This is a genomic window from Neopusillimonas aromaticivorans (assembly GCF_030344915.1).
Classification (GTDB): Bacteria; Pseudomonadota; Gammaproteobacteria; order Burkholderiales; family Burkholderiaceae_B; genus Neopusillimonas; species Neopusillimonas aromaticivorans.
On the sequence record NZ_CP128233.1, the window covers coordinates 1,577,789 to 1,604,475 of the forward strand.

General features: G+C 53.7%; 26 protein-coding genes and 5 pseudogenes. 14 read left to right on the plus strand and 17 right to left on the minus strand.

The features are described 5' to 3' along the window. Window positions 1-3: 3 nt before the first annotated feature. The 5 genes and pseudogenes from N7E01_RS08600 to N7E01_RS08620 form a co-directional block, all read right to left on the minus strand. A pseudogene (locus N7E01_RS08600) lies at window positions 4-1,235 on the minus strand (CaiB/BaiF CoA transferase family protein). Beyond that, window positions 1,210-1,953: an ABC transporter ATP-binding protein gene (locus tag N7E01_RS08605; protein WP_289175589.1), complete on the minus strand. Its 744-nt coding sequence runs from the start codon at window positions 1,951-1,953 to the stop codon at window positions 1,210-1,212. Before N7E01_RS08605 ends, N7E01_RS08600 begins: the two are co-directional and overlap by 26 nt. After that, window positions 1,946-2,767 carry an ABC transporter ATP-binding protein gene (locus N7E01_RS08610; RefSeq protein WP_289175591.1) on the minus strand — a complete coding sequence of 274 codons (822 nt, stop codon included), beginning with the start codon at window positions 2,765-2,767 and terminating at the stop codon, window positions 1,946-1,948. Before N7E01_RS08610 ends, N7E01_RS08605 begins: the two co-directional genes overlap by 8 nt. After that, complete coding sequence (locus N7E01_RS08615) at window positions 2,764-3,735, minus strand: branched-chain amino acid ABC transporter permease (protein WP_289175593.1); 972 nt, start codon at window positions 3,733-3,735, stop codon at window positions 2,764-2,766. Before N7E01_RS08615 ends, N7E01_RS08610 begins: the two co-directional genes overlap by 4 nt. A 2-nt stretch (window positions 3,736-3,737) precedes the next feature. After that, entirely contained in the window at window positions 3,738-4,619 is an 882-nt protein-coding gene (locus N7E01_RS08620) for a branched-chain amino acid ABC transporter permease (protein WP_289175594.1), read from the minus strand. 280 nt (window positions 4,620-4,899) lie between these two features. Here N7E01_RS08620 and N7E01_RS08625 point away from each other — a divergent pair, with 280 nt between their 5' ends. The 6 genes from N7E01_RS08625 (at window position 4,900) to N7E01_RS08650 (ending at window position 8,685) form a co-directional block, all read left to right on the plus strand. Then, window positions 4,900-5,499, plus strand: a complete 600-nt coding sequence (locus tag N7E01_RS08625) for an NIPSNAP family protein (RefSeq protein ID WP_289175596.1) — start codon at window positions 4,900-4,902, stop codon at window positions 5,497-5,499. Window positions 5,500-5,533: 34 nt separating this feature from the next. Continuing rightward, complete coding sequence (locus N7E01_RS08630) at window positions 5,534-6,064, plus strand: hypothetical protein (RefSeq protein ID WP_289175598.1); 531 nt, start codon at window positions 5,534-5,536, stop codon at window positions 6,062-6,064. Window positions 6,065-6,119: 55 nt separating this feature from the next. Beyond that, window positions 6,120-6,920 carry a dioxygenase family protein gene (locus tag N7E01_RS08635; RefSeq protein WP_289175600.1) on the plus strand — a complete coding sequence of 267 codons (801 nt, stop codon included), beginning with the start codon at window positions 6,120-6,122 and terminating at the stop codon, window positions 6,918-6,920. Continuing rightward, window positions 6,917-7,432, plus strand: coding sequence for a peptidase associated/transthyretin-like domain-containing protein (locus N7E01_RS08640; RefSeq protein WP_289175603.1), 516 nt, complete (start codon window positions 6,917-6,919; stop codon window positions 7,430-7,432). The genes N7E01_RS08635 and N7E01_RS08640 overlap by 4 nt, the downstream gene beginning before the upstream one ends. An 86-nt stretch (window positions 7,433-7,518) precedes the next feature. Beyond that, complete coding sequence (locus tag N7E01_RS08645) at window positions 7,519-7,692, plus strand: hypothetical protein (protein ID WP_289175605.1); 174 nt, start codon at window positions 7,519-7,521, stop codon at window positions 7,690-7,692. 30 nt (window positions 7,693-7,722) lie between these two features. Then, window positions 7,723-8,685 carry an ABC transporter substrate-binding protein gene (locus tag N7E01_RS08650; RefSeq protein WP_289175607.1) on the plus strand — a complete coding sequence of 321 codons (963 nt, stop codon included), beginning with the start codon at window positions 7,723-7,725 and terminating at the stop codon, window positions 8,683-8,685. A gap of 129 nt (window positions 8,686-8,814) precedes the next feature. On the opposite strand, the gene N7E01_RS08655 is transcribed toward N7E01_RS08650, so the two are convergent. Continuing rightward, window positions 8,815-9,696, minus strand: coding sequence for a helix-turn-helix domain-containing protein (locus tag N7E01_RS08655; RefSeq protein ID WP_289175609.1), 882 nt, complete (start codon window positions 9,694-9,696; stop codon window positions 8,815-8,817). Window positions 9,697-9,911: 215 nt separating this feature from the next. Here N7E01_RS08655 and N7E01_RS08660 point away from each other — a divergent pair, with 215 nt between their 5' ends. The 7 genes and pseudogenes from N7E01_RS08660 (at window position 9,912) to N7E01_RS08690 (ending at window position 15,522) form a co-directional block, all read left to right on the plus strand. Then, window positions 9,912-11,510: a 4-hydroxyphenylacetate 3-hydroxylase N-terminal domain-containing protein gene (locus tag N7E01_RS08660; RefSeq protein WP_289175611.1), complete on the plus strand. Its 1,599-nt coding sequence runs from the start codon at window positions 9,912-9,914 to the stop codon at window positions 11,508-11,510. 95 nt (window positions 11,511-11,605) lie between these two features. Next, window positions 11,606-12,142 (plus strand): flavin reductase family protein, encoded by a 537-nt coding sequence (locus N7E01_RS08665; RefSeq protein ID WP_289175613.1) that lies wholly within the window; start codon window positions 11,606-11,608, stop codon window positions 12,140-12,142. A gap of 312 nt (window positions 12,143-12,454) precedes the next feature. Next, window positions 12,455-13,225, plus strand: coding sequence for an enoyl-CoA hydratase/isomerase family protein (locus tag N7E01_RS08670; protein WP_289175615.1), 771 nt, complete (start codon window positions 12,455-12,457; stop codon window positions 13,223-13,225). 11 nt (window positions 13,226-13,236) lie between these two features. Beyond that, window positions 13,237-13,680 (plus strand): acyl-CoA thioesterase, encoded by a 444-nt coding sequence (locus N7E01_RS08675; protein WP_289175617.1) that lies wholly within the window; start codon window positions 13,237-13,239, stop codon window positions 13,678-13,680. Window positions 13,681-13,707: 27 nt separating this feature from the next. After that, a pseudogene (locus tag N7E01_RS08680) lies at window positions 13,708-14,537 on the plus strand (citryl-CoA lyase). 206 nt (window positions 14,538-14,743) lie between these two features. Then, the gene (locus N7E01_RS08685; RefSeq protein WP_289175619.1) at window positions 14,744-15,031 is read left to right on the plus strand and encodes a hypothetical protein; all 288 of its coding nucleotides are present in this window, start codon (window positions 14,744-14,746) and stop codon (window positions 15,029-15,031) included. Window positions 15,032-15,051: 20 nt separating this feature from the next. Continuing rightward, the gene (locus N7E01_RS08690; protein ID WP_289175775.1) at window positions 15,052-15,522 is read left to right on the plus strand and encodes a DUF4349 domain-containing protein; all 471 of its coding nucleotides are present in this window, start codon (window positions 15,052-15,054) and stop codon (window positions 15,520-15,522) included. A gap of 20 nt (window positions 15,523-15,542) precedes the next feature. Here N7E01_RS08690 and N7E01_RS08695 read toward each other — a convergent pair whose 3' ends face one another. From N7E01_RS08695 to N7E01_RS08725, 7 genes are all read right to left on the minus strand, one after another. Beyond that, window positions 15,543-15,860 (minus strand): hypothetical protein, encoded by a 318-nt coding sequence (locus N7E01_RS08695; RefSeq protein ID WP_289175621.1) that lies wholly within the window; start codon window positions 15,858-15,860, stop codon window positions 15,543-15,545. Further along, window positions 15,857-16,567 (minus strand): P-loop NTPase family protein, encoded by a 711-nt coding sequence (locus tag N7E01_RS08700; RefSeq protein WP_289175623.1) that lies wholly within the window; start codon window positions 16,565-16,567, stop codon window positions 15,857-15,859. Before N7E01_RS08700 ends, N7E01_RS08695 begins: the two co-directional genes overlap by 4 nt. After that, window positions 16,516-17,082, minus strand: a complete 567-nt coding sequence (locus N7E01_RS08705) for a hypothetical protein (RefSeq protein ID WP_289175624.1) — start codon at window positions 17,080-17,082, stop codon at window positions 16,516-16,518. Before N7E01_RS08705 ends, N7E01_RS08700 begins: the two co-directional genes overlap by 52 nt. Further along, window positions 17,079-18,356, minus strand: coding sequence for a GTPase (locus tag N7E01_RS08710; RefSeq protein WP_289175626.1), 1,278 nt, complete (start codon window positions 18,354-18,356; stop codon window positions 17,079-17,081). The genes N7E01_RS08705 and N7E01_RS08710 overlap by 4 nt, the downstream gene beginning before the upstream one ends. 31 nt (window positions 18,357-18,387) lie before the next feature. Next, window positions 18,388-19,317, minus strand: a complete 930-nt coding sequence (gene catA, locus N7E01_RS08715; RefSeq protein WP_289175628.1) for a catechol 1,2-dioxygenase — start codon at window positions 19,315-19,317, stop codon at window positions 18,388-18,390. Window positions 19,318-19,392: 75 nt separating this feature from the next. Continuing rightward, window positions 19,393-19,683, minus strand: coding sequence for a muconolactone Delta-isomerase (catC, locus tag N7E01_RS08720; RefSeq protein WP_119517085.1), 291 nt, complete (start codon window positions 19,681-19,683; stop codon window positions 19,393-19,395). A gap of 41 nt (window positions 19,684-19,724) precedes the next feature. Next, on the minus strand, window positions 19,725-20,879 hold the full coding sequence (locus tag N7E01_RS08725; protein ID WP_289175630.1) for a muconate/chloromuconate family cycloisomerase: 1,155 nt from the start codon (window positions 20,877-20,879) through the stop codon (window positions 19,725-19,727). Window positions 20,880-21,065: 186 nt separating this feature from the next. On the opposite strand from N7E01_RS08725, the pseudogene N7E01_RS08730 reads away from it, so the two are divergent. Then, window positions 21,066-21,979, plus strand: a pseudogene (locus N7E01_RS08730) (LysR family transcriptional regulator). A 402-nt stretch (window positions 21,980-22,381) separates the two neighbouring features. Here N7E01_RS08730 and N7E01_RS08735 read toward each other — a convergent pair. The 4 genes and pseudogenes from N7E01_RS08735 to N7E01_RS08750 form a co-directional block, all read right to left on the minus strand. Next, window positions 22,382-23,352 (minus strand): annotated as a pseudogene (locus tag N7E01_RS08735) (bile acid:sodium symporter family protein). Window positions 23,353-23,469: 117 nt separating this feature from the next. Then, on the minus strand, window positions 23,470-24,498 hold the full coding sequence (locus N7E01_RS08740; RefSeq protein ID WP_289175632.1) for a methionine synthase: 1,029 nt from the start codon (window positions 24,496-24,498) through the stop codon (window positions 23,470-23,472). A gap of 27 nt (window positions 24,499-24,525) precedes the next feature. Further along, window positions 24,526-25,507 (minus strand): annotated as a pseudogene (locus N7E01_RS08745) (DUF1852 domain-containing protein). 201 nt (window positions 25,508-25,708) lie between these two features. Continuing rightward, window positions 25,709-26,599 (minus strand): LysR family transcriptional regulator, encoded by an 891-nt coding sequence (locus tag N7E01_RS08750; RefSeq protein WP_289175634.1) that lies wholly within the window; start codon window positions 26,597-26,599, stop codon window positions 25,709-25,711. Between the last annotated feature and the right edge of the window lie 88 nt (window positions 26,600-26,687).

Below are 26,687 nucleotides of genomic sequence, written 5' to 3' on the forward strand. Positions count from 1 at the left end.
GATTTAACGGACAGGCAGAGCCGCTTCAGCCACAATGCCCCGTTGGATCAGAGCGTCAATCGCAGCATCATCGTAATTCAAGCCAGCCAACACTTCACGGGTCTGTTGACCAATCAGCGGTGGATCGTTGGTGCGGTCGTCAAGTGACTGCATCTGGATCGGCAGGCGCGGCAAACTGACGTCAATCCCGTTGGGGAGTGTCACAGGCAGCAAACCGCCGGTAGCCTGAAGGTGGGCATCGGAAAACAGGTCTTCCGGACGGCGCACTTCGGCAAACGGGATGCGCGAGCGCTCGCAGATGGCGACAGCATGCTCAAGGGTCTGGCTGCGGAAGAATTCGGCCAGGGCCGGAATCAGGCGAGCACGCTGGTCTATGCGCCCGTTGTTTGTCGCCAGCTCGGGGTCTGTCCCCAGATGCTGCAAGCCGGCTTCGGTGCAAAAGCGCTGCCAGTGTTGGTCGCTGGTAACGCCCACGAACAACTGACGCCCGTCATTGACTGTAAACGTTTCGTACACTGCCCAGGCTGACACTCGCTCTGGCATGGGGGGATGGGGCCTTCGGTTTGCGAGGCGTAGCACAGATGTTGACCCATCAGGAACACGGCCGACTCGAACAGTGCCGAACCGATCAACTGGCCTTGGCCTGTCTGGTCGCGTTCGCGCAGCGCCGCAAGAATACCGATGACGGCAAACATGCCGCCGGTGATGTCCACCACCGATGTTCCGGCACGCAAGGGCCGGCCCGAGGGGCCGGTCATGAAAGCCAGGCCTGTCATCATTTGCACGATTTCGTCCAGGGCCAGGCGTTCACCGTAGGGGCCGTCAAAAAAACCTTTGAGGCTGGCGTAGATCAGGCGGGGGTTCGTGGGCTTGAGCGTTTCATAGTCAAGCCCCAGGCGAGCCATGGTGCCTGGCCCGAAGTTTTCGATAAGGACGTCGGCCTTGGCGATGATTTCGGTGGCAATCGCATGGCCTTCGGGGGTCTTCAGGTCAACGGCAATGCTTTCCTTATTGCGGTTGAAATAACCAAAATAGCCGGTGCCGAAGCCTTTCAGGCGACGTGTCGGGTCACCCTGGGGTGAGGGTTCGATTTTCAGAACCTGAGCGCCCAGATCGGCCAGAATCATGCCACAGGCCGGGCCCATAACCGTATGGCCGAAGTCAACAACCGTGATGCCATCCAGAGGTTTGTGAGTCATGCGTTTTCCTTCAGTTTCCTTTGTTCGAGGCGGCATGACCGCCCAAAAATGCTTCCTGGATGCGGGGGTCTTCAAGCAAGGTACGGCCCTCACCTTCGATAATGAACTGGCCCAGTGACAGCACAAACGCACGGTCGCTCATTTTCAGTGCGGCCCGGGCGTTCTGCTCGACCAGCAAGATGGCGATTTTCATTTCACGTTGCAATACGCCGATCAGGCGAAAGATTTCAGCGGTAATCAATGGGGCCAGACCCATTGACGGCTCATCGAGCATCAGAAGTTCGGGACGTCCCATCATGGCGCGGCCAATGGCAACCATTTGCTGCTCACCACCCGACAACGTGCCGGCTGCCTGTTGCATGCGCTCACGCAGACGTGGGAACAGGTCGTAGACCAGGGCCAGATCACGTTCGAGATCGGACTGTTTGCGCCCGTAACCGCCAAGACGCAGGTTGTCTTGTACGGACAGATCGGCAAACATGCGACGGCTTTCGGGAACCTGACGCAAGCCATTACGGGCAATAGCAGCGGCTGACAGGTTGTTCAACGGCTTGCCGGCAAACGTCACCGTGCCGGCCCAGGGTTTGACTACTCCGGATAGCGTATTCAGAAAGGTGGATTTTCCGGCACCGTTGGCACCAACAATGGATACGATTTCACCGCGTCGAATGGACAGAGACAGGTTGTGCAGCACCTGCACCGAGCCGTAGCCGGCTTGCAAGCCCTGAACGTTAAGCAAAACGGATTCAGACATGTTGGCTCCCATGGTCTGTGGTGGATTCGCTGACCGTGGTTTCAATCGGATCAACCCCGAGATATGCAGCAATTACCTGATCGTTTTTCTGAATCTCGGCGGGCGTTCCGTGTGCCAGCAGTTCCCCAAAATTGACGACCACAATTTTTTGCGCGATGGACATTACCAGTGGCATATCGTGTTCTACCAGCAGGATTGACAGGCCATCGGCAGCCAGGGTTTGCAGGAACTCGCCCAACCCCTCGGTTTCACGCGGATTCAGGCCGGCGGCGGGTTCGTCGAGCAGCAACAATGAGGGCTCCTGAGCCAGTGTGCGGGCGATTTCGACACGGCGTTGCTCGCCGTAAGACAGCGATTCGGCCGGTAAATGCCACATGGCTTCGGGCAGTTCAGTGCGCTGTAGCGCCGCCCTTGCCTTTTCTCGGGCTATGGCGTTGTCGCGACGTACCCGCCAGGGTCGCCAGAACAGGTCCGTTACGGAAAATGTCGAGAACAGGTCAGCCCCGACGATGACGTTTTCAAGCACCGTCAGACCGCGAATCATTTGCGGGGTCTGGTAAGAGCGTGAAATACCAGCGCGGACGCGGTCGGGTGCAGCCAGATGACCAATATCAACGCCATCAAGAAAAATATCGCCTGAAGATTTCGGCAACAGCCCCGTGACCAGATTGATCAAGGTCGTTTTGCCTGCGCCGTTTGGCCCGATCAGAGCGGTGATCTGACCTCGAGGCACATCAAACGAGACGCCATTGACGGCTTTCAAACCACCAAACGATTTTTCAAGATGGGAAACACGTAACAGGGCCTGGGTCATTTTGACTTCTCCGAGCGGAACAGACGAGCGCTGGCGCTGAACAGGCTGGAGGCCAACCCATTGGGCAGATACATCACGACCAGGGTCATGACCGTGCCATAAACAAACAGTTTGGCCACCTCAAAGTGTTCGAGGGCATGCGGCAGTACGACGATCAGGGCAGCACCGATCAGGGCGCCCCAGACGGTTGACAAGGAGCCCACAATGACCATCATCAGCAGCTCAATAGCCATCATGATGGAAAAGCTGGAGGCATTGAATGAGCGCAGGTAATAGGCAAACAGTCCCCCTGCAAGGCCTGCATAACCTGCAGACAACGCGAACACGGCAGCCTTGGCTTTTTCGACATTGATACCGGAACCCGCAGCAACCAGCTCTGATGTGTGAATGGTGCGCAATGCCCGCCCGACCGAACTGTGTACCAGCACCAGTGACAAGCCCACGACAATCACCAGGCTCAGCGAGGCGAACAGGAACAGCTGGTCGGGACCGGAGCCATCACCCACCAGAACAAGACGCGGCAGGTCAACAATGCCTGGGTCGAAGCCTCCGGTAACCTCATGCCATTGGCTTGCAAAAATATAGGCGGCAGAGCCCAGAGCCAGTGTGGCCAGCGCCAGGTAGTGACCTGAAAGACGCAATATCGGACGTGCCAGAACATAGGCCAGAACAGCCGGCCCAACGGTGGCCACCAGCAAGGCAGGCAGCGGGTGCCAGCCCTGCTTTTGTACAAACCAGGCCACACAATAGGCACCGATGCCGACAAAAGCGTTGTGACCAATCGAAATTTGACCGGCGAAACCAATGAGCAGCGTCAGCCCCGTTGCAGCGATTGCAAAAATAATCGCTTGCATGGCCAGGCCACGATAGAAATGCCCCGAGATGGTTGCCTCGAAAATCAGCAGCACAATAACCAGTGCCACCAGACCTGCGGCATCGCGCGCATAGGCAGATGAAAATGCTTTCATGATTAAACCCTGTTAACAGCCGCTTTGCCCAACAGGCCGGACGGGCGGACGATCAAGACAACAACCAGCAGCAGGAAGGAAATGGCATCCTTGTAGCCTGAGGCCCCATAGCCGGCCGAGGCACTTTCAATGACACCGATCAGGATGCCGCCGAGCACCGCTCCCAGTGGATTACCCAGTCCGCCAGCAATGGCGCCTGCAAATCCCTTGAGGCCCAGCATGATGCCGTTCTCGTAGAAGGGAGGTGTGATGGGAGCCAGCAAAGCGCCTGCAAATCCGCCTATGCAACCGGCGATTGCAAAAGCGAGCATGGCCATTGTGCGAGGTTCGATGCCACATAGCGCTGCAGCGCGCGGTTCCATGCTTGCCGCCTGCATGGCACGGCCGATAGTCGTTCTGTTGAACAGAAACCAGAGCGCGGCTCCGACGGCAGCCAGTGACAGTGCAATCCAGACGCCCTGTGATGGAATGAATACGCCACCCAGAACGACCGTACTGAAGAATCCGAAATCATCCACAAAGTGAACATCACGTCCGAACACCAAAGAGGCGCCTCCGCGAATCATGAGGGTCAGGCCAATGGTGAGCATGACCAGCATATGCAGATCACGGCTTTTGGCCTTGTTGAAGGCCAAGGCATGCATGGCAACCCCGACCAGGGTTGTGGCAATTACGGCAATGACAACGGCGACCAGCGGAGGGAACGTGCCACTGCCTGAGATGGCCAGTGCGGCGGTGGCCATGCCGCCCAGCATCAGAAATTCGCCGTTTGCGAAGTTGATGACGCGGGTTGCGTTAAAGACGATCGTGAAACCTAGCGCGGCCATGGCGTAAATGCACCCGACCAATAAACCGCTGATCAATATCTGAAAGAAATAAGCCATAGGACGTCCGAGTGATGAGTGAGCAGCGCCGCATATCGTCCGAACCGGCACCTTGAAAAAGTCTATCAGAAGGAATTTAGTTTCGTCAAACAGAATCAAAGACAATGTAATTTACTTCAGGGAAAACCCCGAAAAGATCCTGGAAGTTTAGTCTTTAAAAGATAAAAGTCTAATTAAATCAACATGAAAAACATATTTGTGCCATTGATTTTTTCATTGACAACCCGGATATTCAAATCCTAGAATCTGGTTTTGCTGAATAGAATATTGGGGAAAGCTTGTGTTTTGCCAACTAACCACCCTTGCCGTGCAGGCCGGCCAGATTTCCGCTGCGCTACGTGCCATTGAGCCGTTGGTCAGTACGCCTGATTTGCTCGGCTGCTGGTATTCGGTTCTGGGCGATATGCCACGTATTTATGTTCTGATGCGTACAGAGTCGCAAACCGATCATGCGCCGATGATGCTCCAGGCTCGTGATAACGCAGGTCTTTTTGCAGCCGCTGCACAGATCCGCACCATCAGAGTCGACACATACACGACATTGCCGTGCCTTCCTGACATCACCACCGGGCAGTTCGGGCGTTACTACGAAATCCGTACTTACGAGCTGTATCCCAATGGAGCCCTGAGCGCTGCGCTCGAAGGTTGGTCTGCGGTCATTCATGCGCGTCTGGGATTGGCACCCATCACGGCCGTCATGCATTCGGTAACCGGGCTGACGCCACGTCTGGTGCACATCTACCCTTACCAAAGCCTGGCAGAACGTCGGGAAATTCGTGACAAAGCCATTGCAACCGGCCTGTGGCCGCCCAAAGGGGTGCCAGCCGCAATCAGGTCATGCGCACAGAAATTGCCATGCCGGCTGCGTTTTCACCCTTGAACTAATCCGCCCTTGTTATCTGAACGGAATTGCCATGTTCATTGCTACTTTGACACTTTCCATCCATCCGGGCGGTACTCCTGACACCAAAGCGTGGCTGCAGGACGCCCAAGCACAGTTGCCGGCCGGGTTGCAGGCCCGTCGCCTGACCTTGAATGTTGAAATCGGCGAGGTCAACACGCTGGTTGTACTGTTTGCCCTGAACGATCCGGTCGCCGATCTGTGCACGTTGCGCGAAGGTCTGAATGCCGCTCGTTTGGCCACGCCCAACCCGCATCCGGTGACCTTCACGCTCGAGTTGATGCAGGCCGACGACACGGTATGGCCATTGCTTGATTCCGTGGGCCGCGACCATGCTCCTGTCCTGCTGCAGATCACACATCGTCAGCCATCAACGGTCAGCGATTTGCAAGCCGTGTTGTCGCCGGTTACCGGTGTCCTGGATGCCTGGTGGTGCCTGACCCGTCTGGCCAGTACCGACGAGGCCCTGATTCTGTCGGAAGCCGTGTTGCAGGATGATGCCTGCGGCCTGCTCCGTTCCTGCCTGCTGGACCCGGTACGCTGAATTCGCAACGCACCGGACTCCGGTCCGATTCTTTCTTGTTTGAAAGGTACTATCCATGATGCCGTATGAAGAGCATGATCCACCGGCCAGTGATCCGAACTATCTTGTGACCGTGGGGCGCACGCCATTGCAACCTGCCGTGCGATTACCGCAAGGCTGGTTTCACACGATCAAAGGGCCAGTCTTCGATCAGATCAAAGTGGGCCCACGTGACCATGACCTGACCGTGCACGGAGTGGCCGAACCGATTGGCAGTCGCATCATTGTTTTCGGTCGGGTGACCGACAGTGATGGCAAGCCTGTGCGTAACCACCTCATTGAAATCTGGCACGCTAACGCCGCAGGTGGCTATATTGACTCGCTCGACATCACGGGCTTCCCGCTGGATCCAAATTTTATCGGTGCGGGTCGAACATTGACCGACAACGATGGTAATTATCGTTTTATTACGATTCGCCCCGGAGCCTACCCCGCCATTTACGTTCCGGGTACCGATGCCTGGCGCGCCGCACACATTCATTTTTCAATATTTGGCCCGTCTTTTGAAAGCCGTCTGGTAACACAGATGTACTTTGAAGGGGACCCGTTATTGCGTCAGGACAAAATGATTCTGGCGATTCCCGATCCGCGCGGTCAGGATCGTCTGATTGCGAAGTTCTGCGCTGAGACGTCAATTTCGGAATCGTTCGGGCCGCCTCGCGTGCGTCCGACCCTGGACGGTAGCGGCACTCTGATTCAACCGCCCAAACGTCAAGACCCTGGTGCACTGCGCCACTACAACCCCTCGGCCCAGGCGTTTCGCTTTGATATCGTCTTGCGCGGTAGCCGCGCCACACCATTTGAGAGCAAACCATGAGCGTGATTGTTACTCCGTCACAAACCTGCGGCCCGTTGTTCGGATTTGCCATTTTGCCTCAAGGCATCAACCGCACCATCGCCGTCAATGACCCTCAAGCCATCGTTATCCGTGGTCTCATTACCGACGGCCAGGGGGCGCATATCGATTACCAGGGGTTTGTCGAGTTTTGGTGCGAGGGTCAGGCGTGCCGGGCACGCACCATGGCCGGCCAGTTCGAAGTGGTAGTACGCAAACCTGACGCGCTGATACTGCCCAATGGTCAGCGCTGTGCACCACATCTCAACGTGGCTGTTCATGCTCGCGGTGTTACCCGCCACTTGGTGACCCGCCTTTATTTTCCTGACGACCACGAGGCCCAAGCCGTCGACCCGATTTTATCGGCGGTGGCTGCCGGCCGCCGTCATACCCTGATTGCCCGCCCTGATCCGGATAGCCGACATCTTATGTTTCCGATCCGGCTTCAAGGCGAGGAGGAAACTGTTTTCTTCCGGCATAACGCTGGTGACTGACCTGCGCAGACGGCATCGCGCATTTGCATGACCTTGGTACCTGCGAAGGGTACGTTCAAGACCATAACAACACTGGAGACAAAACTATGTTCAATCGTCGCAAGTTTCTTACCGCCACTGCTACGGCGCTGGTGCTTTCAACCGCCATGCCGTCCGCTATGGCGCAGCAGGCCACCGAGTTGCGGATGGGGTTATTGCTGCCGGTATCGGGTCCACTGGCCTTTGTCGGTGGCACCATGAAAAAGCCTTTGATCTGCTGATCGAGCAGATCAATGCCAATGGCGGTATGAATGGTGTGCCGGTCAAAGTTTTTCTACGACACTGAAAGCAACACCACGCTGGTTGCCCAGCAGTTCCGTCGCCTTGCGGAAAGCGATAAAGTCGATATCGTGATTGGCCCCACCGTTACCGGCGAAACCCTGGTAGCACGTCCGATTGCGAATGAGCTGAAAGTGCCGATGATTCCCTTTGCCGGTACCGAAGCGGTGATCAACCCGGTCACGCCTTACATGTTCGCATTCATTCCTTCGGATCGTCATGTGGCTCGCAAAATGCTTGAAATGGTCAAGTCGCAAGGTAAAGATTCCGTTGCCTTCCTGCATTCGGCCGACGGTTTTGGCCAGACCGGTCTGAAAGTCATGAAAGAGTTGACGGATGAAATGGGCATGAAGCTGGCTGTTGTCGAGGAATTCGGCCCTCGTGACTCTGACATGACCCCGCAAATCATGCGTATCCGTTCCAGCAATGCCGATGCCATGTTTGTATGGGGTGTTAATCCCGGCCCGACCATCATCATGAAAAATGCCAGGGCGGTAGGCTATAACAAGCCGATCATCAACAGTTACGGCGTCGCATCGCAAAGCTTCATCGAGCAGACAGGCAAGAACGGTGACGGTTCGTTCGTTATTGGTACGGCAATCATGGGGGCCAAGAACATGCCGCCGGAAAGCCCTGTGCGCAAGGCCACCGAGCAGTTCATCAACGATTATGAAGCGCGCTACAAAGAGCCCATTGGCGCATTTGCCGGCTATGTGTTTGATGCCATCAACCTGGTCAATCAGGCTGTGCATAAAACCAATGGCAAGGTTGACCGTGAATCACTGGCGGCGGCCTTCCGTGATGGAGGACTGAAATTCACCGGCGCCAACGGTAATCTGGAGTTCAAACAGGGCTCGTCGACCGCACAAAGCGAGCAGTCGGAAGGCGTAGTGGCGTTGCAGATCAAGAACGGCCGGTTTGTCCTGGCACAATAAGTTTCCCTGTCGTACGTTCGTCCTGAGCGTACGAATGATTTTTGAAGCGCCTTGAGTGTTTTTGTTTGTACTTTGGCCTGTCATTGCATTGCAATGACAGGCTTTTTTGACACGCGCGTCGTCTGGAAATCACTCTTGCTCCGCGTCTTTACGACCTGATGATCCTGTGTCTGATTTTGACCAGGTCGCTACCGGCGCTTGTCCTGCCTGGCGACGAAACGTCGAGGGCGACTGGCCGGTGCAGCGTTTGAAAAAACGGCTGAAGTAGGCTGGGTCTTTGAACCCCAGCATATAGGCAATGCTGAGCGACGATCGTGAAGAGTACAAAAGCTGGCGTTTGGCTTCGAGCAGCGTACGTTGATGCAATAGCCCCTGGGGCGTTTCGCTGGAAACCGCACGGCAAATGGCCGTCAGTCGTCCTTCAGTCAGGTTCAGGTTGGCGGCCAGCTCAGCAACCGACGGTTGCTGGCGAAACACTTTTTCCAGATGAACACGGAATTTTTCATAGATCTCCAGATAGCCAGGAGGCAAGTCCCCGCTGCCGGTATCAACAGGTACCGCGTGGCGTGCAATGCAGACCAGCAGCAGAGCCAGACGCGCCATCAGAGCAGTAGTCCGACCTGATCCACCCCAACGGTAATCGTGTTCGATACCGACAAACAACGCCGGGATGTCCTGGTCGGGTGGCTGATCGAGTGTCAGATGAATACGATGGGTTTGCTCGGTAACCGACAGAATATCCGATTCACCGAACAAGGTCGCCTCATGCATAAATTCTGCAGAGACGGTCAGGATAGGACCGGCAGTGTCGCGGCTGAAGTGAAACCCGTGCACAACACCCTGCGGCACGAACAGCAAATACGGTGCCTGGAACGGATGCCAGGTGTCTTCTATGAGTACGTCACCGTGACCTGACTCAAAATACATCAATTGATGCAGCCCATTGTGCAGATGGGGCTTGGCATCCCAGTCGTGAAAAGCCAGTTGCTCTTCGATGCGCTCAAAGTGCAAGAACCGACCTTCAATGGCCTGCGCCGCAAAGCCATAAATAAAAAAATTCCGGATGCCTTGTGGAGTAGGGATTATGGATTTTTCCGGGAAGCACGCATGGGGTTTCAGGCTTGATGGTAATCGATGAAAAGTACAACATTTTCACCGTAAATTCCATGTCTTTCGTCGGACGTGATTTCATAATGAACCCATACAACACACCTACAGGAGACACCATGAAACCCGAAGATTTCCGTGCTGACAAAAGCCGCCCCTTTACCGGTGCCGAGTACCTTGAAACCCTGCGCCATGGCCGCGAAGTTTACATTGACGGCGAACGGGTGCATGACATCACCGAGCATCCTGCATTCCGAAACTCTGCACGTTCTATTGCCCGTCTGTACGATGCATTGCACGACCCTAAAACCAAAGACATTCTGACAACGCCCACTGATACCGGTAATGGTGGTTATACCCACCGGTCATTCAAAATGGCACGGTCTCGTGAAGATTTGCGCGCGCAACAAGCCGCGATTGCCGAGTGGTCACGTCTGAGCTACGGCTGGATGGGACGCACGCCCGACTACAAAGCTGCGCTGATGAACACACTCGACGTGAATGCCGAGTGGTATGGCAAGTTTGCCGACAATGCCCGTGCCTGGTACAAGCGGGCGCAAGAGTCGGTCTTGTTCATGAACCACGCTATCATCAATCCGCCGGTTGACCGGTCATTGCCTGGCAGTCAGGTCAAAGATGTGTTTATTTCCATTACCAAAGAAACGGACGAAGGTATTTATGTGTCGGGTGCCAAAGTGGTGGCGACATCGGCCGCGTTGACTCACTACAATTTCCTGGGTCAGAACGTAGGTGGCGCGGGTGATGACACCGATATGGCCGTCAGTTTCATTTTGCCCATGGCAACGCCAGGCTGCAAATTGTTCTGTCGCACCTCATACGAAAAAATCGCTGCACTGAACGGCTCCCCGTTTGATTATCCGTTATCAAGCCGATTTGACGAAAATGATGCCATTTTCGTGCTGGATAACGTCTTTGTACCTTGGGAAAACCTATTGATCCATCGCGATATTGACCGTCTCAAGCGTTTCCAGCCTACATCGGGCTTCCTGAATGGTTACTGCCTGCAAGGTTGCACGCGCTACGCCGTCAAGCTCGACTTCTTGTCGGCTTTGGTGGCCAAGGCCCTGCATACCACCGGCGCCGATACCTTCCGTGGCAACCAGGCCTTGCTGGGCGAGATCATCGGCTGGCGCAATCTGTTCTGGTCACTGAGCAATGCCATGGTCAATGATCCGGTACCTTGGGTAAACGGCTCGGTTTTGCCCAAGCTTGAGCCTGCCCTGTGCTATCGCACCTTTGCTGGCGATGCTTATGGCCGTGTCAAGGAAATCATCGAAAAAATCGTGGCCTCGGCCCTGATTTACCTGCCCTCTTCAGTGCAAGACCTTAACAACCCGGAAATCGATCGCTACCTGAAGCAATACGTCCGCGGTTCCAACGGTATTGACCACGTCGAGCGAATCAAAATCATGAAGTTGCTGTGGGACGCCATCGGCACCGAATTTGGTGGCCGTCACGAATTGTATGAACGTAACTATTCCGGTAATCACGAGGATGTACGGCTGCAAATGTTGACCACAGCACAGGGTAATGGTGACATGGCTCGCATGACGGCGATGGTGGATCAGTGTTTGTCAGATTATGACACTCAGGGTTGGACGGCTGACACCTGGATCGATAACAAAGACGTGCAGGCACGCTTGCATCCGGCGGCAGCTGTTGCCCAGGCCCCCGAGCTCGACGTGTTGAACGCCTGATGTCGAACGTTTGATCATCTCGCATAGTGTTAACAATGCCGCGTGTTTGAAGTGGTTTTTAGATTACGCGGCATGCTGCTTATTTAGGGGTATCAATGATGACCACCCAAACGTGCCCCTCTGCTGTAGTGCCTGGCATGCCGATGCAGCCTTCCCAGGGCGATTTCCGTTCGGTCATGGCGCGCTTGCCCGCCGCCGTCAATATCATTACATCGGACGGCCCCGGGGGTAAAGTCGGTATGACCGCTACGGCGATGTGCTCATTGACAGACAGTCCGCCTTCGGTGCTTGTTTGTCTGCATGAAGCTTCCCGCACCACCCGGGCAATTCTGCAAAACGGCCAACTGGCCGTGAATATGCTGGCCGCCGGCAGTGAAGCCTTGTCTGCCGCTTTTGCAGGGCAGCAGGGGCTGGAGATGGCCCAACGCTTTGGCCTCAGCGACGCCAGCTGGATCACCCTTGTGACTGGCAGCCCCGTACTTGAAAACAGTATTGGCAGTTTCGACTGTACCGTTAGTGAGCATCATAAGGTCGGGACCCATTTCATTCTGTGCTGCGCAGTTGAAGCTTTGCATGTGGGCCCTGAAAAAGAAAGCCTGATGTACCACCAACGCCAGTATCGGCACCTCTGAATGGTCTGCACGGTAAATACCCCGATAAATCGGGGTGTTTACCTTTGCATAAGGCCCATATTTTTTCCATAAAGCACTTCATTGCATCTTGACGCCCTGCGGGCGGCAGAAAAGTCGCGCATATACGGAATTAAAAATTGAAGAACAACTAATTCTGCTTAGAAGAATAAGATTCTTTTTGATAGAATTACCTGATAATGCGCTTCAGCAAAACCGTTTTGAATCAGTCACATTCTGGTTGTGCGTCGCGCGGTGCCGAATTTGAATAACCTCAGCCTGTTATCAGGTGGATTTTTTACAGGAATAAGACTTATGTCCAGCCTTTTGGTTGAAGATCGCAATCACGTACGTATCCTGACCCTGAACCGGCCCGGACAGCACAATGCGATGGATATTGAGCTGTACGAACGACTTACGGCTGCACTTGTCGAAGCGGAAAAGGACGATAGTGTTCGTGCTGTTGTTATTAACGGGAATGGTCCTTCGTTTTGTTCCGGAGCAGATACCAAAGAGTTTGAACAACTTACACCCGATCAAGAGAAGCTTGTCGAATATCGTGCCAGTCTGACCTACAACTTGCACAAAACCATCCCTGAAATGGAAAAGCCTGTTGTTGCCGCTGTACATGGCTTTGCGGTAGGCGGAGGGTGTGGTTTGGCACTGGCCTGCGATATCACGCTTGCAGATGCTGAAGCGAGATTGGGATACCCTGAAATTCGTCATGGCCTGGTGGCGGCGGTTGTCATGGCCAACCTCACCAAGCAAGTTGGACGCAAGGCCGCTTTCGAACTGGTGTCTTTAGGCAAAGTGGTAGATGCGGAAGAAGCCCACCGCATCGGCATGATCAGCCGTGTGGTATCTGCAGGTACGGTATTCGAGGCTGCCCTGGAGGTTGCTGAAAAACTGGCGGAGCGAGTGCCTTCGGCATTGCGTGCTACCAAGCGCCTGTTTCAGGCAGTCGCTGATATTCCACTTTCTGAAGGTCTTGTACTGGGCAAGCAAGCGAATGAAGCGATGCGTGCTTACCGTGTCGACGCTTTGAAAAATTATGCACAAGCGGTTGCCGCAACAGGTAAAGCCTGAGGTAAGCCGACATGAGCACAGCACAACACACCGCACCTGATCGCCAGCACCCGTTGGCTCAGTCTGATTTCATGCACCAGCGACAAGAAATCCTGCGTCTGAGCGATCTGGATTTTCAGCAGCATGTCAACAATGCAGCCATAACAGGTTTTCTTGCGAATGCACGTTTCGATTTCCTGGCGACAGTCAGACCCTGTTTACCTCAGGGCTCCAAACTGGTCATAGCACGACTCGAAGTTGATTTTACGGGTGAGCTTCATTACGGGTTTGAGGTTACTGTGGGCACCCGCATCATGGGTTTTGGTCGTACGTCAATGCGGCTTGAACAAGCCATATTCCAGAACGATCAATGCGCGGCGCATGCTATCTGTGTGTTTGTACACAAGGGTGAGGCAGGCTCATTGCCCTGGCCAGAATCGGTATTGCGATTGGCTGCAAGTTCGGCAAACGAGTGAATTCAAGTATAAAAAAGGTGGATAGACATGACGCAGAAAGTCTCTGATAGTGATGCGCTTTTAGCTGGAGCAACGGCTTGGTGGCGAACCGGAATTATCGATATTCATCCGGGGGTCATTGATGTGCGGGGCTATCCAATACAACAGTTGATTGGCAAAATTGATTTTGTCTCCATGATCTGGCTGATGTTGAAAGGTGATCTGCCAAGCAGGGGCAAGCCCGTTTGCTTGAGGCGGCGCTCGTCGCATCGGTCGATCATGGTCCGCAGGCCCCGTCAATTTCGATTGCGCGTATGGCGTCGACATGTGGTGTCGGCATCAACAATGCCATCGCTTCCGGTGTAAATGCGTTGGGTGATGTTCACGGCGGTGCTGGTCAGCAATGCCTTGAGGTTTATCACGCCGTTGCTTCGCAAGCCGGTGACTGTACCGATGAGTCAGTCATGACAGGTTTGATTGCTGCACAGATTGCTGTGCACAAGCATTTACCTGGGTTTGGCCATCGGTTTCATCCTGTTGATCCACGCGCCAAACCATTGCTGGAACTGGTCGAAGAGGCAGTGGTTGCAGGCGAGGTTCAGGGCCGTTATCTGAGTGTTGCACGGGCGGTGGAAAAAGTCTTGCATCAGGTCAAAAACAAACCGATTCCAATGAATATCGATGGTGCTACAGCCGTGATTTTTGGCGAACTTGGGTTTGCACCGGTAGAGGCGCGTGGCTTGTTCATATTGTCACGATCAGTCGGCATTATGTCTCATGCATTTGAGCAGATGCAGCAAGGTGGGCGTATCAAAGGGCCGATGCCAACGAATATCCCATATACCTACGATGGCCCTGTTCGCCGATCTGTGGGGTAAGCGTTAACATGGCAGTGTCTATAGTTGCCATGATGCTTCATCACAATGAAATTTCGCCTCTTATGTCTTGCCCTGACCGTTGCACTTGCAGGTTGTAACGAAGGTGACGCCGTTGATGATTACGCGGCCAGCAGTGAACCTGATGTAACGGTACAGGTCGATCTACCGGATCAGCCCGTACACTCATCCCTGGGGCTGAAAAGTTATTGGCTCGATCAGCAGGAAGCGACAGTGCGGTCAATGAACCGGCTACCGATACGCAAGCCGGTATGCCGAGACGCATTGCCGAGGTTCAACGCTGGCAGTTCGAAGTTGCCCCTGAGCGCTTGCAGTCGGTATGGGAAAATCATCGGGAAGCCTGTACGGCCTTGGCCAATGCGTGTGAAATCATTCAAGCCAATCTGGCACTGCGCGGCCCCGACCAGGGTGCCCGTAGCGCCAACTTGCAGCTTCGTGTTGCACGCGATCAACTGGATGGTTTTTTGGGGCGATAGACGCTTCTGGTGTCCAGCCCATCGAGAAAAATGTCTCGCGTGAAGACCGCACCCTGCAATGGACTGACCTTCAGGCGCGACGTCAAAGCGCTGAGCAGCTGCGGGATCGTCTGAAATCGATGGTCGCCAATCATCAGACTGACAAGTTGGCCGATCTGTTGGCGCTTGAACGTGAACTGAATCGTGTTCAGTCGTCGCTTGATTCCATGACGGCGCAGTCACGGGTTCTGGCGGGCGAAACCGAGCGGGTCCGGTTCGACATCAATTATCGCAGCGCCCCGCGTAGCTTGGCCAGCGATGTGTGGTCGCCGATCCGGAATGCCTGGCATGAAATGGGCAAAACATTCACACAAAGCGTTGCTGCCGCGATGCTTTTTGTGGCCAGCGCGTTGCCCTGGATTGTGATTCTGGTGCCTGGCTGGCTGTTATTACGCAAGTTCTGGTCGGCGCTTCGACGCAGGCTGGGGCAAGGGGTCGGACGCAAGAGTTGATCATTGCTTTTCGGCCTATGTCAGGCAAGCGGCGCACGCAATGAGGCCTTGATACGTTTCAAAGCGTCATCGCGGTCTTCAATGAAACACTGCAAATCAGCTATGCTTTTTTCAAGCGAGCACAGTGTGTCCCGGCATTTTTCCGCAATGGTGTTGGCCACAACGCCAACCTGGGTCTGAATCGCGTGCTGCAATGTCGTGTACAGTCTTTCGTAGTCTGGGGTTACGGTGTATTCAGTTAACTGAAGCTGAAATTGCAGCTTACTGTTCTCGGGTACGTAGTCAGGCAATACGTCGTCAACGACCTGCTGTAGCGACGTATTGATGATCGGTGTCAATCTGGAAGAAAGCACCTGGCCGTTGCCAGATGAAGCGTGTTCTTCCAGTATGGCCGGAAGAAGGGGGCAATTTTGCGCCAGAGGTGCTTCAGAATCTGGTCGGGCGCCTGAAGAAGGGCTTCTTGTCCGGCGTTTAGTGCCTCGTGCAATTGGCTTAACTGCGGCAAGACCGTGTTGTACAGGCTACCCAGAACATTTTCTTCCTGATGATGCAATAAAACTTCGGCCGGTTTACGCTGCTTGTAAGCCAGCGCGGGCTGGATGATGTCCATTAAGGCCGCGTACAGACCCTCGAATCCGGCCTCTTCCAGCGCCTGCGGAGTCAGACCTTCTGTGCGAGCCATGTGGGTCGAAATAGACACCGGGGCCGCCAGTATCGATGCGTCCAGACCCATGGCCTCAAGCTTGGCGCTGGCCCGATCACAGACGTCATTTTCCTGCAGGGCACGATTGTCAGGCGTCTTGTTACGCAGCAATTTCTGGATTTCCCCGTCGACCTCGTCTTCCTCGAAAACGTCACTGCGCGTTAAAACGGGTAGAAGCGGTTTGCCACGTCTTAATTCCGTCGAGAGCTCTTCCAGTTCCTGGGTTTGGCCCGGAGAGGCGGAGCTTGAAAGCCATAACAGGCCATCGGCACTTTCAATAAAGCGTTTTGTCAGTTCGGCATTTTGGCCGGTAACCGAGTGCAACCCTGGGGTATCGAGCAAGACCAGTTTCTGGCCGAGACAAACGCCTTGCAGCCGTGCGGTAGTTTCGGTTTCCCCTCGGCAAAAGTGTCGCTGGTTTCAACGACCGCGCCATTTTCGAGGTGAAAATACTGAACGGGTTGTTCGTACGCCGCGAAACGTTGGGCCAGCAAATTGCAAAAAGCGCTTTTACCCACGTTGAATTTCCCGAACACCAGCAAAATGACTTTATCGTCCAGCAACTCTGCGAGTTTGCTGGCATGAACAAGTTCCGATCGCTGTTGTGCCCAGTGTCCCGAGAGTGTGCGAAGGGCTTGCCCGATAGCGTGTGCCTGCGCGACAAACGCACTGTCAGGTTTGAATCCAGACAAAGGCCATTGAAGTGACTCAAAGGTACGTTCAATATGCGCGTGCCAGGCATGTAATGAAGCGAGCACTGACGTCAGGTCAGTATCAGCACGCTGTGCTGCATTGACGGTCGATAAAAAACCGAGCTCTTGCGGGGCAACAATGCCCGGTAGATTCGTTGCGTTCATACAGGAAGCGAAAATGAAGCAAGGGTGTCAATGGCATCACGTGCGATGTTGACCTGAAATTCGGCCTCGACGATGTCCTGCGCCAGGCAGACCTGATCGGCTGAGGCGTTGAAGTACTGTGTAAAGGCGTCGTGCAACTGCCGGATACCGGCGGGTGAACCAAAGATCCGTTGCAAATCACGGGCATGTTTGACCGAAACGCCCAGCACAGCAATCATTACGGTGTAAAGGCTGCCCGACACCGGCGTTTTTCCGCTGGATAAGCCAGTCACGCCATGGCCGGCGAGAAACGCGTCGATTTCAACACAGGCGCGAGAATAGGCAACCTGGATACGTGCACGTTCGCGCTTTGCCGCTGTGAGTTTGTATTGATCACTGGCGTTGTCAGGAGTCAGGGAATTACCAAACCCTGGCGCGTTAATAATTGCCAGCAGGTCGGTTTGAACCTTCGCTAATACGGTATGCAGGCCTGTGTCAAACTGATGGCGTTGTTCGGACTGCCGTTGCAGCAGGGCTTCCAGCCGTTGCTGGCGCAAGGCATGTTCTTGCTGCAGTTCAGTGCTGAAGTGATCAAAAAGTCGGGCGGCTTCAAAAGCCCGGGCCTGCGGTACTTTGGCCACGGCATCAGATATCCGCTCTTTAAGTGCAGGAATCCCGCTTTTCTGTACCAGTAATTGCTTATGTTCGGTTTGGCCTTGCCGATGACGCGTTGATGAAACGGCATGGAAAACCGTGTCAGGTGCCTGTTGACCAAGCGCCTTCAGAATGTTTTCGAGTTCGCTTGTTCCAGGCAGCTGGTCGATCTGGGACAGCACAAACAACGTCTTGCGTTGCGTTAGACCTTCGTCGTTACATAACTGCTTCACGACATCGAGTTCACAGCCGTCAAGCTCGCCTTCTTTGGCCGTATGTACGAACAGCCGGATATCGGACTCAATCCAGACGGCTCGAAGGGCCAGGTGATCGTCATTCAGGTTGATATCGGCATCAAGGCCTGGCGCATCCAGCCAACAAACCGCATGGTGTGTCTGACCAGACAATGTGATGGTTTCACGTTTGTCGGCAACTGAAAAGCGGTCTTGGTCCAGCAGTTCATTCAATAACCGGCTTTTGCCATGATTGTATTTGCCCACGACCGTTACGGTGGGCAACCGGTTTGGCGTCGTCAGCAAACGGAGCCGTTCGAGATGGCTGATGTGCTCGGGCAGAACGAGCAAGATTGCCCGTTCTGCCGCTGTTTGAGCGCTGCCAAGAATGTCGTTTTGTTCAGTCATTCATTCTGTGGAGCATTTTGAGTTAAACAGCTCAGGCCGCTGCGCGCTCGCGGTTGACCAACTGGTTATCTTTGCCATCGACCAGTGGTGTGAGCGTGATATTGAATTCAATATCTTTGTACGTATCGGCCTTCAGGCCAAGCGCAGCACCACCGGTTTTTTCGGTCACCGGAGGAATCAGGTCTTCGCGTGTGGCGTAGGCAAAGTCATCCCAGATCAGCGGATCGCCTTCGATATTGAATTGCGTCGTCAACTTGCGGTTGCCCTCGCTGGTCACGAACATATGAACGTGTGCAGGGCGGTTGCCATGACGTGCCAGGTGGTTCAACAGCTGCTGTGTTGAACCTTGTGGAGGACAGCCGTAGCCTACCGGCATCAGCGTACGGAATTCGTACTTGCCGTCAGCATCGGTACGCACCGCACCACGAAGGTTAAAGTCGCTTTGTTTTCCGGTGGGGTCGAAGTGGGAATAGAAACCACGGGAATCAGCATGCCAGCATTCAACCAGAGCACCTGCAACCGGTTTGCCGTCAGCGCCTTTCACGACGCCGTGGATGACCAGCGGGCCGGCGTCTTCGTCGGGGTCAACATCAAGTTTGGACACACCTTCTTTAACAGGTGCGCCGGCAACGTACAGCGGGCCCTCGATGGTACGCGGTGTACCGCCGTCAAGACCAATTTGCTTGTCTTCGGCATCAAGACGGATATCGATGTATTTTTCCAGACCCAGACCGGCAGCCAGCAACGCGGCTTCACCATCGGTGCCCAGGCGGTTCAGGTAGTTGACGCCGGCCCAGATTTCGTCGGGCGTGATGTCAAGGTCGTCGATGGCCTTGAACAGGTCAGACAACAGACGGTGAAGAATCTGTTTGAAACGGGCGTTGCCCTCTTGGCCTTCGAGGTTTACAGCGGCTTTCAAGAGGTCTTGAACTTCCTGGGTGTCAAATACGTTAACGGTCATTTTCTGTCCCTTTTATGTAATAGAGTTGGCTTTTTGAGAGTGGAGTGGATAACAGCACAGCGCGTTTTGGGCGTATCAGCTGTCGTCCTCGCGTACCGACGATGGGTGGCGGCAGAGCGGTGTTACTGAAATTTTCATGAACGGGTAAAGCGGCAGATTGCTGAGCAACTGGTGCAATTCTGCGTTGTCTTCGACGTCAAAAATACTGTAGTTGGCGTATTCGCCAACAATTCGCCAGATATGGCGCCATTTGCCGCTACGTTGCAATTCTTGCGAATACGCCTTTTCTTTGGCAATGAGCTGAGCCGCAACTTCGGGGTCCAGGCTGTGCGGAATCTGAACATCCATTTGCACATGAAACAGCATGTGTGGGTCTCCTGTTGGGGAATCGGTGCGCAGCGGGCGGATTAACTGCGCGTAACGTGGTGAATAGAGCCTGGCCGGGTGAATCGCTGCACCTGGGCATCGTTCAGCGTAATGCCAAGGCCGGGGCCTGTTGGGACGGTCAATTCGAAATCGCTGTATTCAAGCGGTTGTGTCAGGATTTCTTCAGTAATCAAGAGCGGGCCAAACAGCTCGGTACCCCACTGCAAGTTGGCAAAACTGGCAAACAAGTGGGCTGAGGCAATGGTGCTGACCGCACCTTCCAGCATGGTGCCACCGTACAACTCAATACCGGCGGCATCGGCAATGGCGGCGACGCGTTGCGCAGCAAACAGCCCACCGCTTTGTTCAATCTTGACAGCGAAAACATCACTGCCGCTTTCTTTGGCGATGGCAAAGGCGCTTTCCGGCCCTTGCAGCACTTCATCGGCCATCAAGGGAATTGAAAAGCGTCGCATCAAGCGCCCCAATGCTGCGGCCGAGGCAACTGGCTGTTCCACCAGTTCGCAACCGGCGTCGGCCAACGCGGGGATACCCCATGCCGCTTGCGTTTCGCTCCAGGCCATGTTGATGTCGACACGTACCGCTGCACGGTCGCCCAAGGCATTCTTGATATCAGCGACGTGCTGGATATCGGTTTTGATGGCCTTGGCACCGATTTTCAGTTTAAACACATTGTGGCGACGCAGAGCCAGCATCTTTTCGGCTTCGTCGATATCCTGGGCTGTATTGCCCGAGGCGAGCGTCCAGGCAACGGGCAAGCGGTCGCGACGACGCCCGCCCAGCAGTTCAGACAACGGCACCCCCAGACGCTTGCCGTGGGCGTCGAGCAAGGCGGTTTCCAGAGCGCTTTTGGCAAAGTGGTTCATTTTGACCAATTTGCCGATATGCGTCATCAGGGCTTGAATCCGGGTGGCATCTTTGCCAACAATGGCTGGAGCCAGGTAGGTATCGACCGTCTGTTTCATGGTCTCCGGACTTTCGGGCCCATAGGCCATGCCGGCAATGGTGGTACCTTCGCCCAGGCCGGTAACCCCGTCGCTGCAGACTACTTGCAACAACATCAGGCTTTGGCCCTGCATGGTTCCGACCGACAGTTTGTGAGGCCGGATGGTGGGCAGGTCAACGATGCGGGTTTCAACGCGTTCGATAACCGGGTGATTCGAATCGGTAGACATTGGCGTGTTTATTAAGATGTGATGAAACGGATTAATCGTGAATAATCGGGCCGTTGGCATCGGATGTCCAACACCGTTTTCATCTGATTGAATACTTTAAAGGTATTAAAAGGCGCCAGCCCGCGAAAATCAGGGGTTTGCTCCGGTAATATGCAGAAATGCACCTGTTCAATTTCGGGGGAAACAATGGATCTGCGTCAGCTACATTATTTTGTTGCCGTGGCCAGGGAAGGCAACTTTACGCGGGCAGCGGATCAATTACATATGGCCCAGCCTCCCTGAGTCGCCAGATCCAGGCACTGGAAGACGAACTTGGTGTGCAATTGCTGCTGCGCAAGCATCGACCCGTTCGTTTAACCGATGCCGGTCGCGTGTTTTATGAGCAAGCCTTGCAAATTCTGGCGCGTGTCGAGCAAATGAAAGAGGCCACGCGACGCGTCGGTCTGGATCAACGCAAGGTATTGAGCATCGGTTTTGTAGGCTCCACACTGTATGCGGGCATGCCGTCGTTGATACGGCAACTACGCAAACATGATCCCGAACTCGAAATCCAGCTGGTTGAACTGACAACGGTACAACAAGTCGATGCGTTGAATGAAGGACGTATTGATGTCGGCATCGGCCGTATTCCTCATAATGATCCGAATGTCATGGGTATTGTCTTGCGTGAAGAACGCCTGGCGGTGGCCATTTCCGAGAGTTCTCGTCTGGCGGCCATTGAGGGGCCGGTTCATGTTTCAGAGTTGCAAGGCGAGCGTTTGGTCGTCTACCCGCAATCGCCACGCCCCAGCTTTGCCGACCTGGTGCTGGGTGTATTTCAGGCCAACGGGGTGCGGCCCGGCAGTGTTCATGAAGTGCGCGAAATTCAGGCCGCATTGGGTTTAGTTGCGGCCGAGGTAGGTATCTGCGTCATTCCCGTCTCTGCCCGACAAATGCGCCAGGACATCCAGTACCGGTTACTGGAAGGTGAGCGGGCGGTATCCCCGATTATTCTGAATCATCGGGTTCATGATGATTCCCGATACCTTGGGCTGATCAAGCAGCTGCTTCAGAAAATGTATGACGAAAACCCCGCGTGGCTGGGTGATGCGCCATGTTAAGGGCCTAAACAGGTCGGTGCGATTGTTAAATTTGCGTTCAGCAGCAACAAACTGAGATATTTCGGGTCTGTTTTTTGTTATTCACAAAAAGTTACGATATTCTGCCCTGTGGATAACTACGGGTACGTCGTCCTGTGAGTAATTTGTGAATCGATCGCTAACAACTCACTGCTTTAACAACGTTGGTTTTTTTGTCCAGAATCCATCCTTGCATTGCACCCAAAGTCGTCCAGAATTTTTTTGCCGTTAACTTTTTGAATTCAATAGTGTTTATTCGGTTGTACCACTTATCCACAGACACCCATAATCAGTAATCTTTTGATATACAAGAAAAGGAATAACTTAAACACTTTTGTCCAAAAAACAGACTAAACGCGCCCATGGCGCTTCCAAAAATACGGCTTACACTTCGAGCCTCTGTGATTCACGCCAACGCTGAGCCAGCATTGAACTGACCATCAGCTGCAACAAATGAAACACCATAAGGGGTAACACCATAAAACCTGCGACTGATGCGGTAAACAACACCTGTGACATCGGCACACCACTGGCCAGGCTTTTTGGGCGCCACCAAACAAAGCGGTAATACGATCTTCCTGGCTAAAACCAAACCAACGCGCTAACCCGTAGACAAAACCCATTGAAAACAGCAAGAAAATCAAACTGATAGCAACCAGCCCCAGAATTATGGCAAATGAGACCTGTTGCCAGATACCACCGATTACCGCAGCACTGAATGCGCTGTAAATCACCAGTAGAATCGAACCCCGGTCAATGAAAGACAAGGCTTTGCTGGTTCTGCGAAAAGCGGCGTCAACGTATGGACGTAAAAAATGACCTGCCAAAAACGGCAACATTAACTGGGCAAAGATATTTGCGACTGATTCCATGGCTGACACGGCCCCCGCCGTAGGAACAATGAAACTGTTGACCAGAAATGGCGTGATTACTATGCCCAGCAATGTGGATGCCGAGGCACTGCACACGGCAGCGGGAACATTACCACCGGCAATGCTGGTCAAGGCTACCGCCGATTGCACTGTGGCAGGCAGCATGCATAAATACAAAACGCCCAGATACAGTTCGGGGTTTACCAAAGGCAACAACATCGGGCGCAGAACAAACCCCATCACCGGGAAAAATACGAACGTACAAAATAAAATTAGTCCGTGTAGCCGCCAATGGGTCAAACCATCAATAATGGCTTGCCGAGGCAGCTTGGCCCCATTCAAAAAAAGCAGTGCAATTGCAACTGTGGTCACGTGTTTCAGGAGCGTGGCAAACATGCCGAAAGCCGGCAACAGGCTGGCCAATACAACGGTACCCATCAACAGAAAGGTGTAGGTATCCGGAAGAAAAGGTATGCGTTTCATAAGTTCATTCGGAAGTGCATCAAAATGCCATATTCACCAAAAAGAGTATGGCTTTGTATACCTCGGGGCATTTCCTGGCGTGCCGGCCATCGCTCGTTTACCCGCATCGCTTTAATGTCATTTTGAAAGTTCTTGTCGCACAATTTCAGCGCCGGCGCTTAGCGCACCCAGCTTGCCTCGCGCCACGCTGCGGGGTAAAGGTGCCATGCCGCAATTGGTGCAGGGGTATAACTTGTCGGCGTCGACGAACTGAAGTGCTTTTCGCAGGGTATGGGCAACCTCTTCGGGCGTTTCAATCGTATTGCTTGCCACGTCGATGGCCCCGACCATCACTTTCTTGCCACGGATGAGCTCGATCAGGTCCATGGGAACCCGTGAGTTATGGCATTCCAGCGAGACAATATCAATGCTGGATTTCTGCAATTTAGGAAACGCTTCTTCGTATTGTCGCCACTCTGATCCCAGTGTTTTTTTCCATTCCGTGTTGGCCTTGATGCCGTAGCCATAGCAGATATGGACAGCGGTTTCGCATTTGAGACCTTCAATCGCCCGTTCCAGGGTGCTGACACCCCAGTCATTTACTTCATCGAAAAATACATTGAAGGCCGGTTCATCAAACTGGATGATGTCGACGCCCGCCGCTTCCAGTTCCCGGGCTTCCTGGTTGAGAATCGTGGCAAATTCCCACGCCAGTTTTTCACGGCTTTTATAGTGCGCGTCGTAGAGGGTGTCGATCATGGTCATCGGACCTGGCAGCGCCCATTTGATGGGCTGACGGGTCAATTGACGAAGAAACCTGGCATCTTCGACGAAAACCGGTTTTTGACGGGAAACAGCACCTGTGACCGTCGGAACACTGGCGTCATAGCGGTCACGGATTCTGACAGTCTCGCGTTTCTCGAAATCGACGCCATCCAGATGCTCGATGAATGTCGTCACAAAATGCTGGCGCGTCTGTTCACCGTCACTGACAATGTCGATTCCTGCAAGTTGCTGCTCTTGCAAGGCAAGACGCAACGCATCCCGCTTGCCGTCGCTCAGTGCCTTTCCCTGCAGTTTCCAGGGCGACCACAAGGTCTCAGGTTCTGCCAGCCATGAAGGTTTTGGCAAGCTGCCGGCAGTCGACGTCGGTAATAATTTTTTCATGGTAAATGGCCTGACAGGTGTAACGGATTAAAGGGCGCAGCTCGCAGCCCATTGCGAAAGAATGGCCTGGTAAGGTTTGATGAACTGCTCTTCAGCAAACTTTCCCTGCTCAGCCGCCAGTCGGCTACGTTCTTCCCGGTCATATACGATGCGGGGCAAGGAATAGTCCTGATGCTCCAGGCTCGGGCGATAGGTATCTCCGGCGGCAGAGTTGGCGTTGTAAATTTCAGGCCGGTAAATTTTTTGGAAGGTTTCCATGGTGCTGATCGTGCCGATCAGCTCGAGATTGGTGTAATCATTGAGCAAATCACCAAAGAAGTAGAAGGCAAAGGGGGCCACACTCTGTGCAGGCATGAAGTACCGCACCTTCATACCCATTTTTTGAAGTACTCATCGGTCAGCGAATACTCGTCCTGTACGTATTCCACGCCCAAGACCGGATGCCGGTTTTCAGTCCGTTGATAGACCTTGCTGCTCGACACGCTCAGACAGATGACCGGTGGTTTGGTGAAGTGCGCCTTATAGGCCTCTGAATTTACGAAGGATTTGAACAGTTTGCCGTGCAGGTCGCCGAAATCGTCAGGGATGCTGAAACCGGACTGATGGGTGTTGTGCTCGGCGAGCCGTACGCTAAAGTCGTAATCACGTACATATGAGGAAAAATTATTTCCTGCAATTCCGTCAATACGTTCGTTGGTCTTTCGATCGAAGATAGTGGTCTTCAATATCTCAATCAATGGAAGTGCGTTGCCTGCGTGTGAACCATCAATATTCATCTCTGCAGAAATGATTTCAAGCGCCACCTGATATCGGTCGCCGTTCGGATTATCCCAATGTGCCAGCGCATTGAACCGGTTGTCGATCATCTTCAGCGTGTTACGCAGATTTTCCTGGCGACGTGCACCCTGGCCAGATTCGCAAAGTTGGTTGTAATACGTGTGGCCTCTGAAGGACGATAATTTTCGTCGAAACAAATGCTTTTGATCGCAAAGGTGAATTCTTTACTCATGTGAACTTAAACCTCGATGTCTAACTGTTGAATGAAGTTTAAGTTCTTGAATCTATAAATAAAAGTGAAATTATTTCATTTAATCATTAGATTATTTTATTGATTGGCGTGTGGCAGGTGCCTTCCAGAACAATCTTGCCCTTGCTGTACTCGAGCTTCTTCCCTCCGCATCATGTTCGACTGGGGCAAGGTGTAATCGCATCAACCCGTAACAAGTGCTTTTGCCTGTTCGATGAAGGCTCGCAAATAATCGATCTCCACATCGGCCTCGCGAACGCCAAGAAAGATCTGTTTGGCAATGCCGTGCTTGCCCAGTCTCACCGGTACCACATCCATCTTGTCGGCATATTCCAGCACCAGCCATCGTGGCAGTGCAGCCACGCCACGTCCGCTGGCGACCATCTGCAGCATGATGTCGGTTGTTTCGATTGGTTTGTGACGTTTGGGTATGATTCCGGCAGGTGTCAGGAACATGCTGTAAATGTCCAGTCGCTCTGGCGGGACCGGATAGCTCACCAGCACTTCATTGGTCAACTGCTTTGGTTTTACGTATTCTTCTTTGGCCAGTTTGTGAGTGCTGGCAACCACCAGGACCTGTTCAAAATCGAATACTGGCTCAAAGATCAAACCGGGCTTGTCCAGAGGATCGGGCGTTACCAGAAGGTCGATCTCATAACCGAACAGGGCACCAATGCCACCAAACTGGAATTTCTGTTTGACGTCGACGTCCACATCGGGCCAGGTCGCCAAATAAGGCGAGACGATTTTCAACAACCATTGGTAGCACGGGTGGCACTCCATGCCGATGCGCAAGCTACCTCTTTCGCCTTGAGCGAACTGCTGCAGGCGCTCTTCAGCCAATTTCAGCTGTGGCAAAACCCGGTTGGCGACGGCCAGCAAGTATTGACCGGCCTGGGTCAGACGCAGGCTGCGACCTTCACGCAACCAGATATCGGTTCCTAATTGCTGCTCCAGCTTTTTCATGCTGTGGCTCAGCGCGGGTTGTGTCACGTGAAGAACGCTCGCCGCTGCGGTCAGGGAGCCTTGCTTTTCCACCTCGTGAATGATGGATAGATGGATACGATCAAGCATAATTGATAAATAAAATTCATATTTCGTTGGAATAATTGAATTTTACGTTATCGATTGCGAGGTGCGACTGAAGGTGTCAGCCTATGCG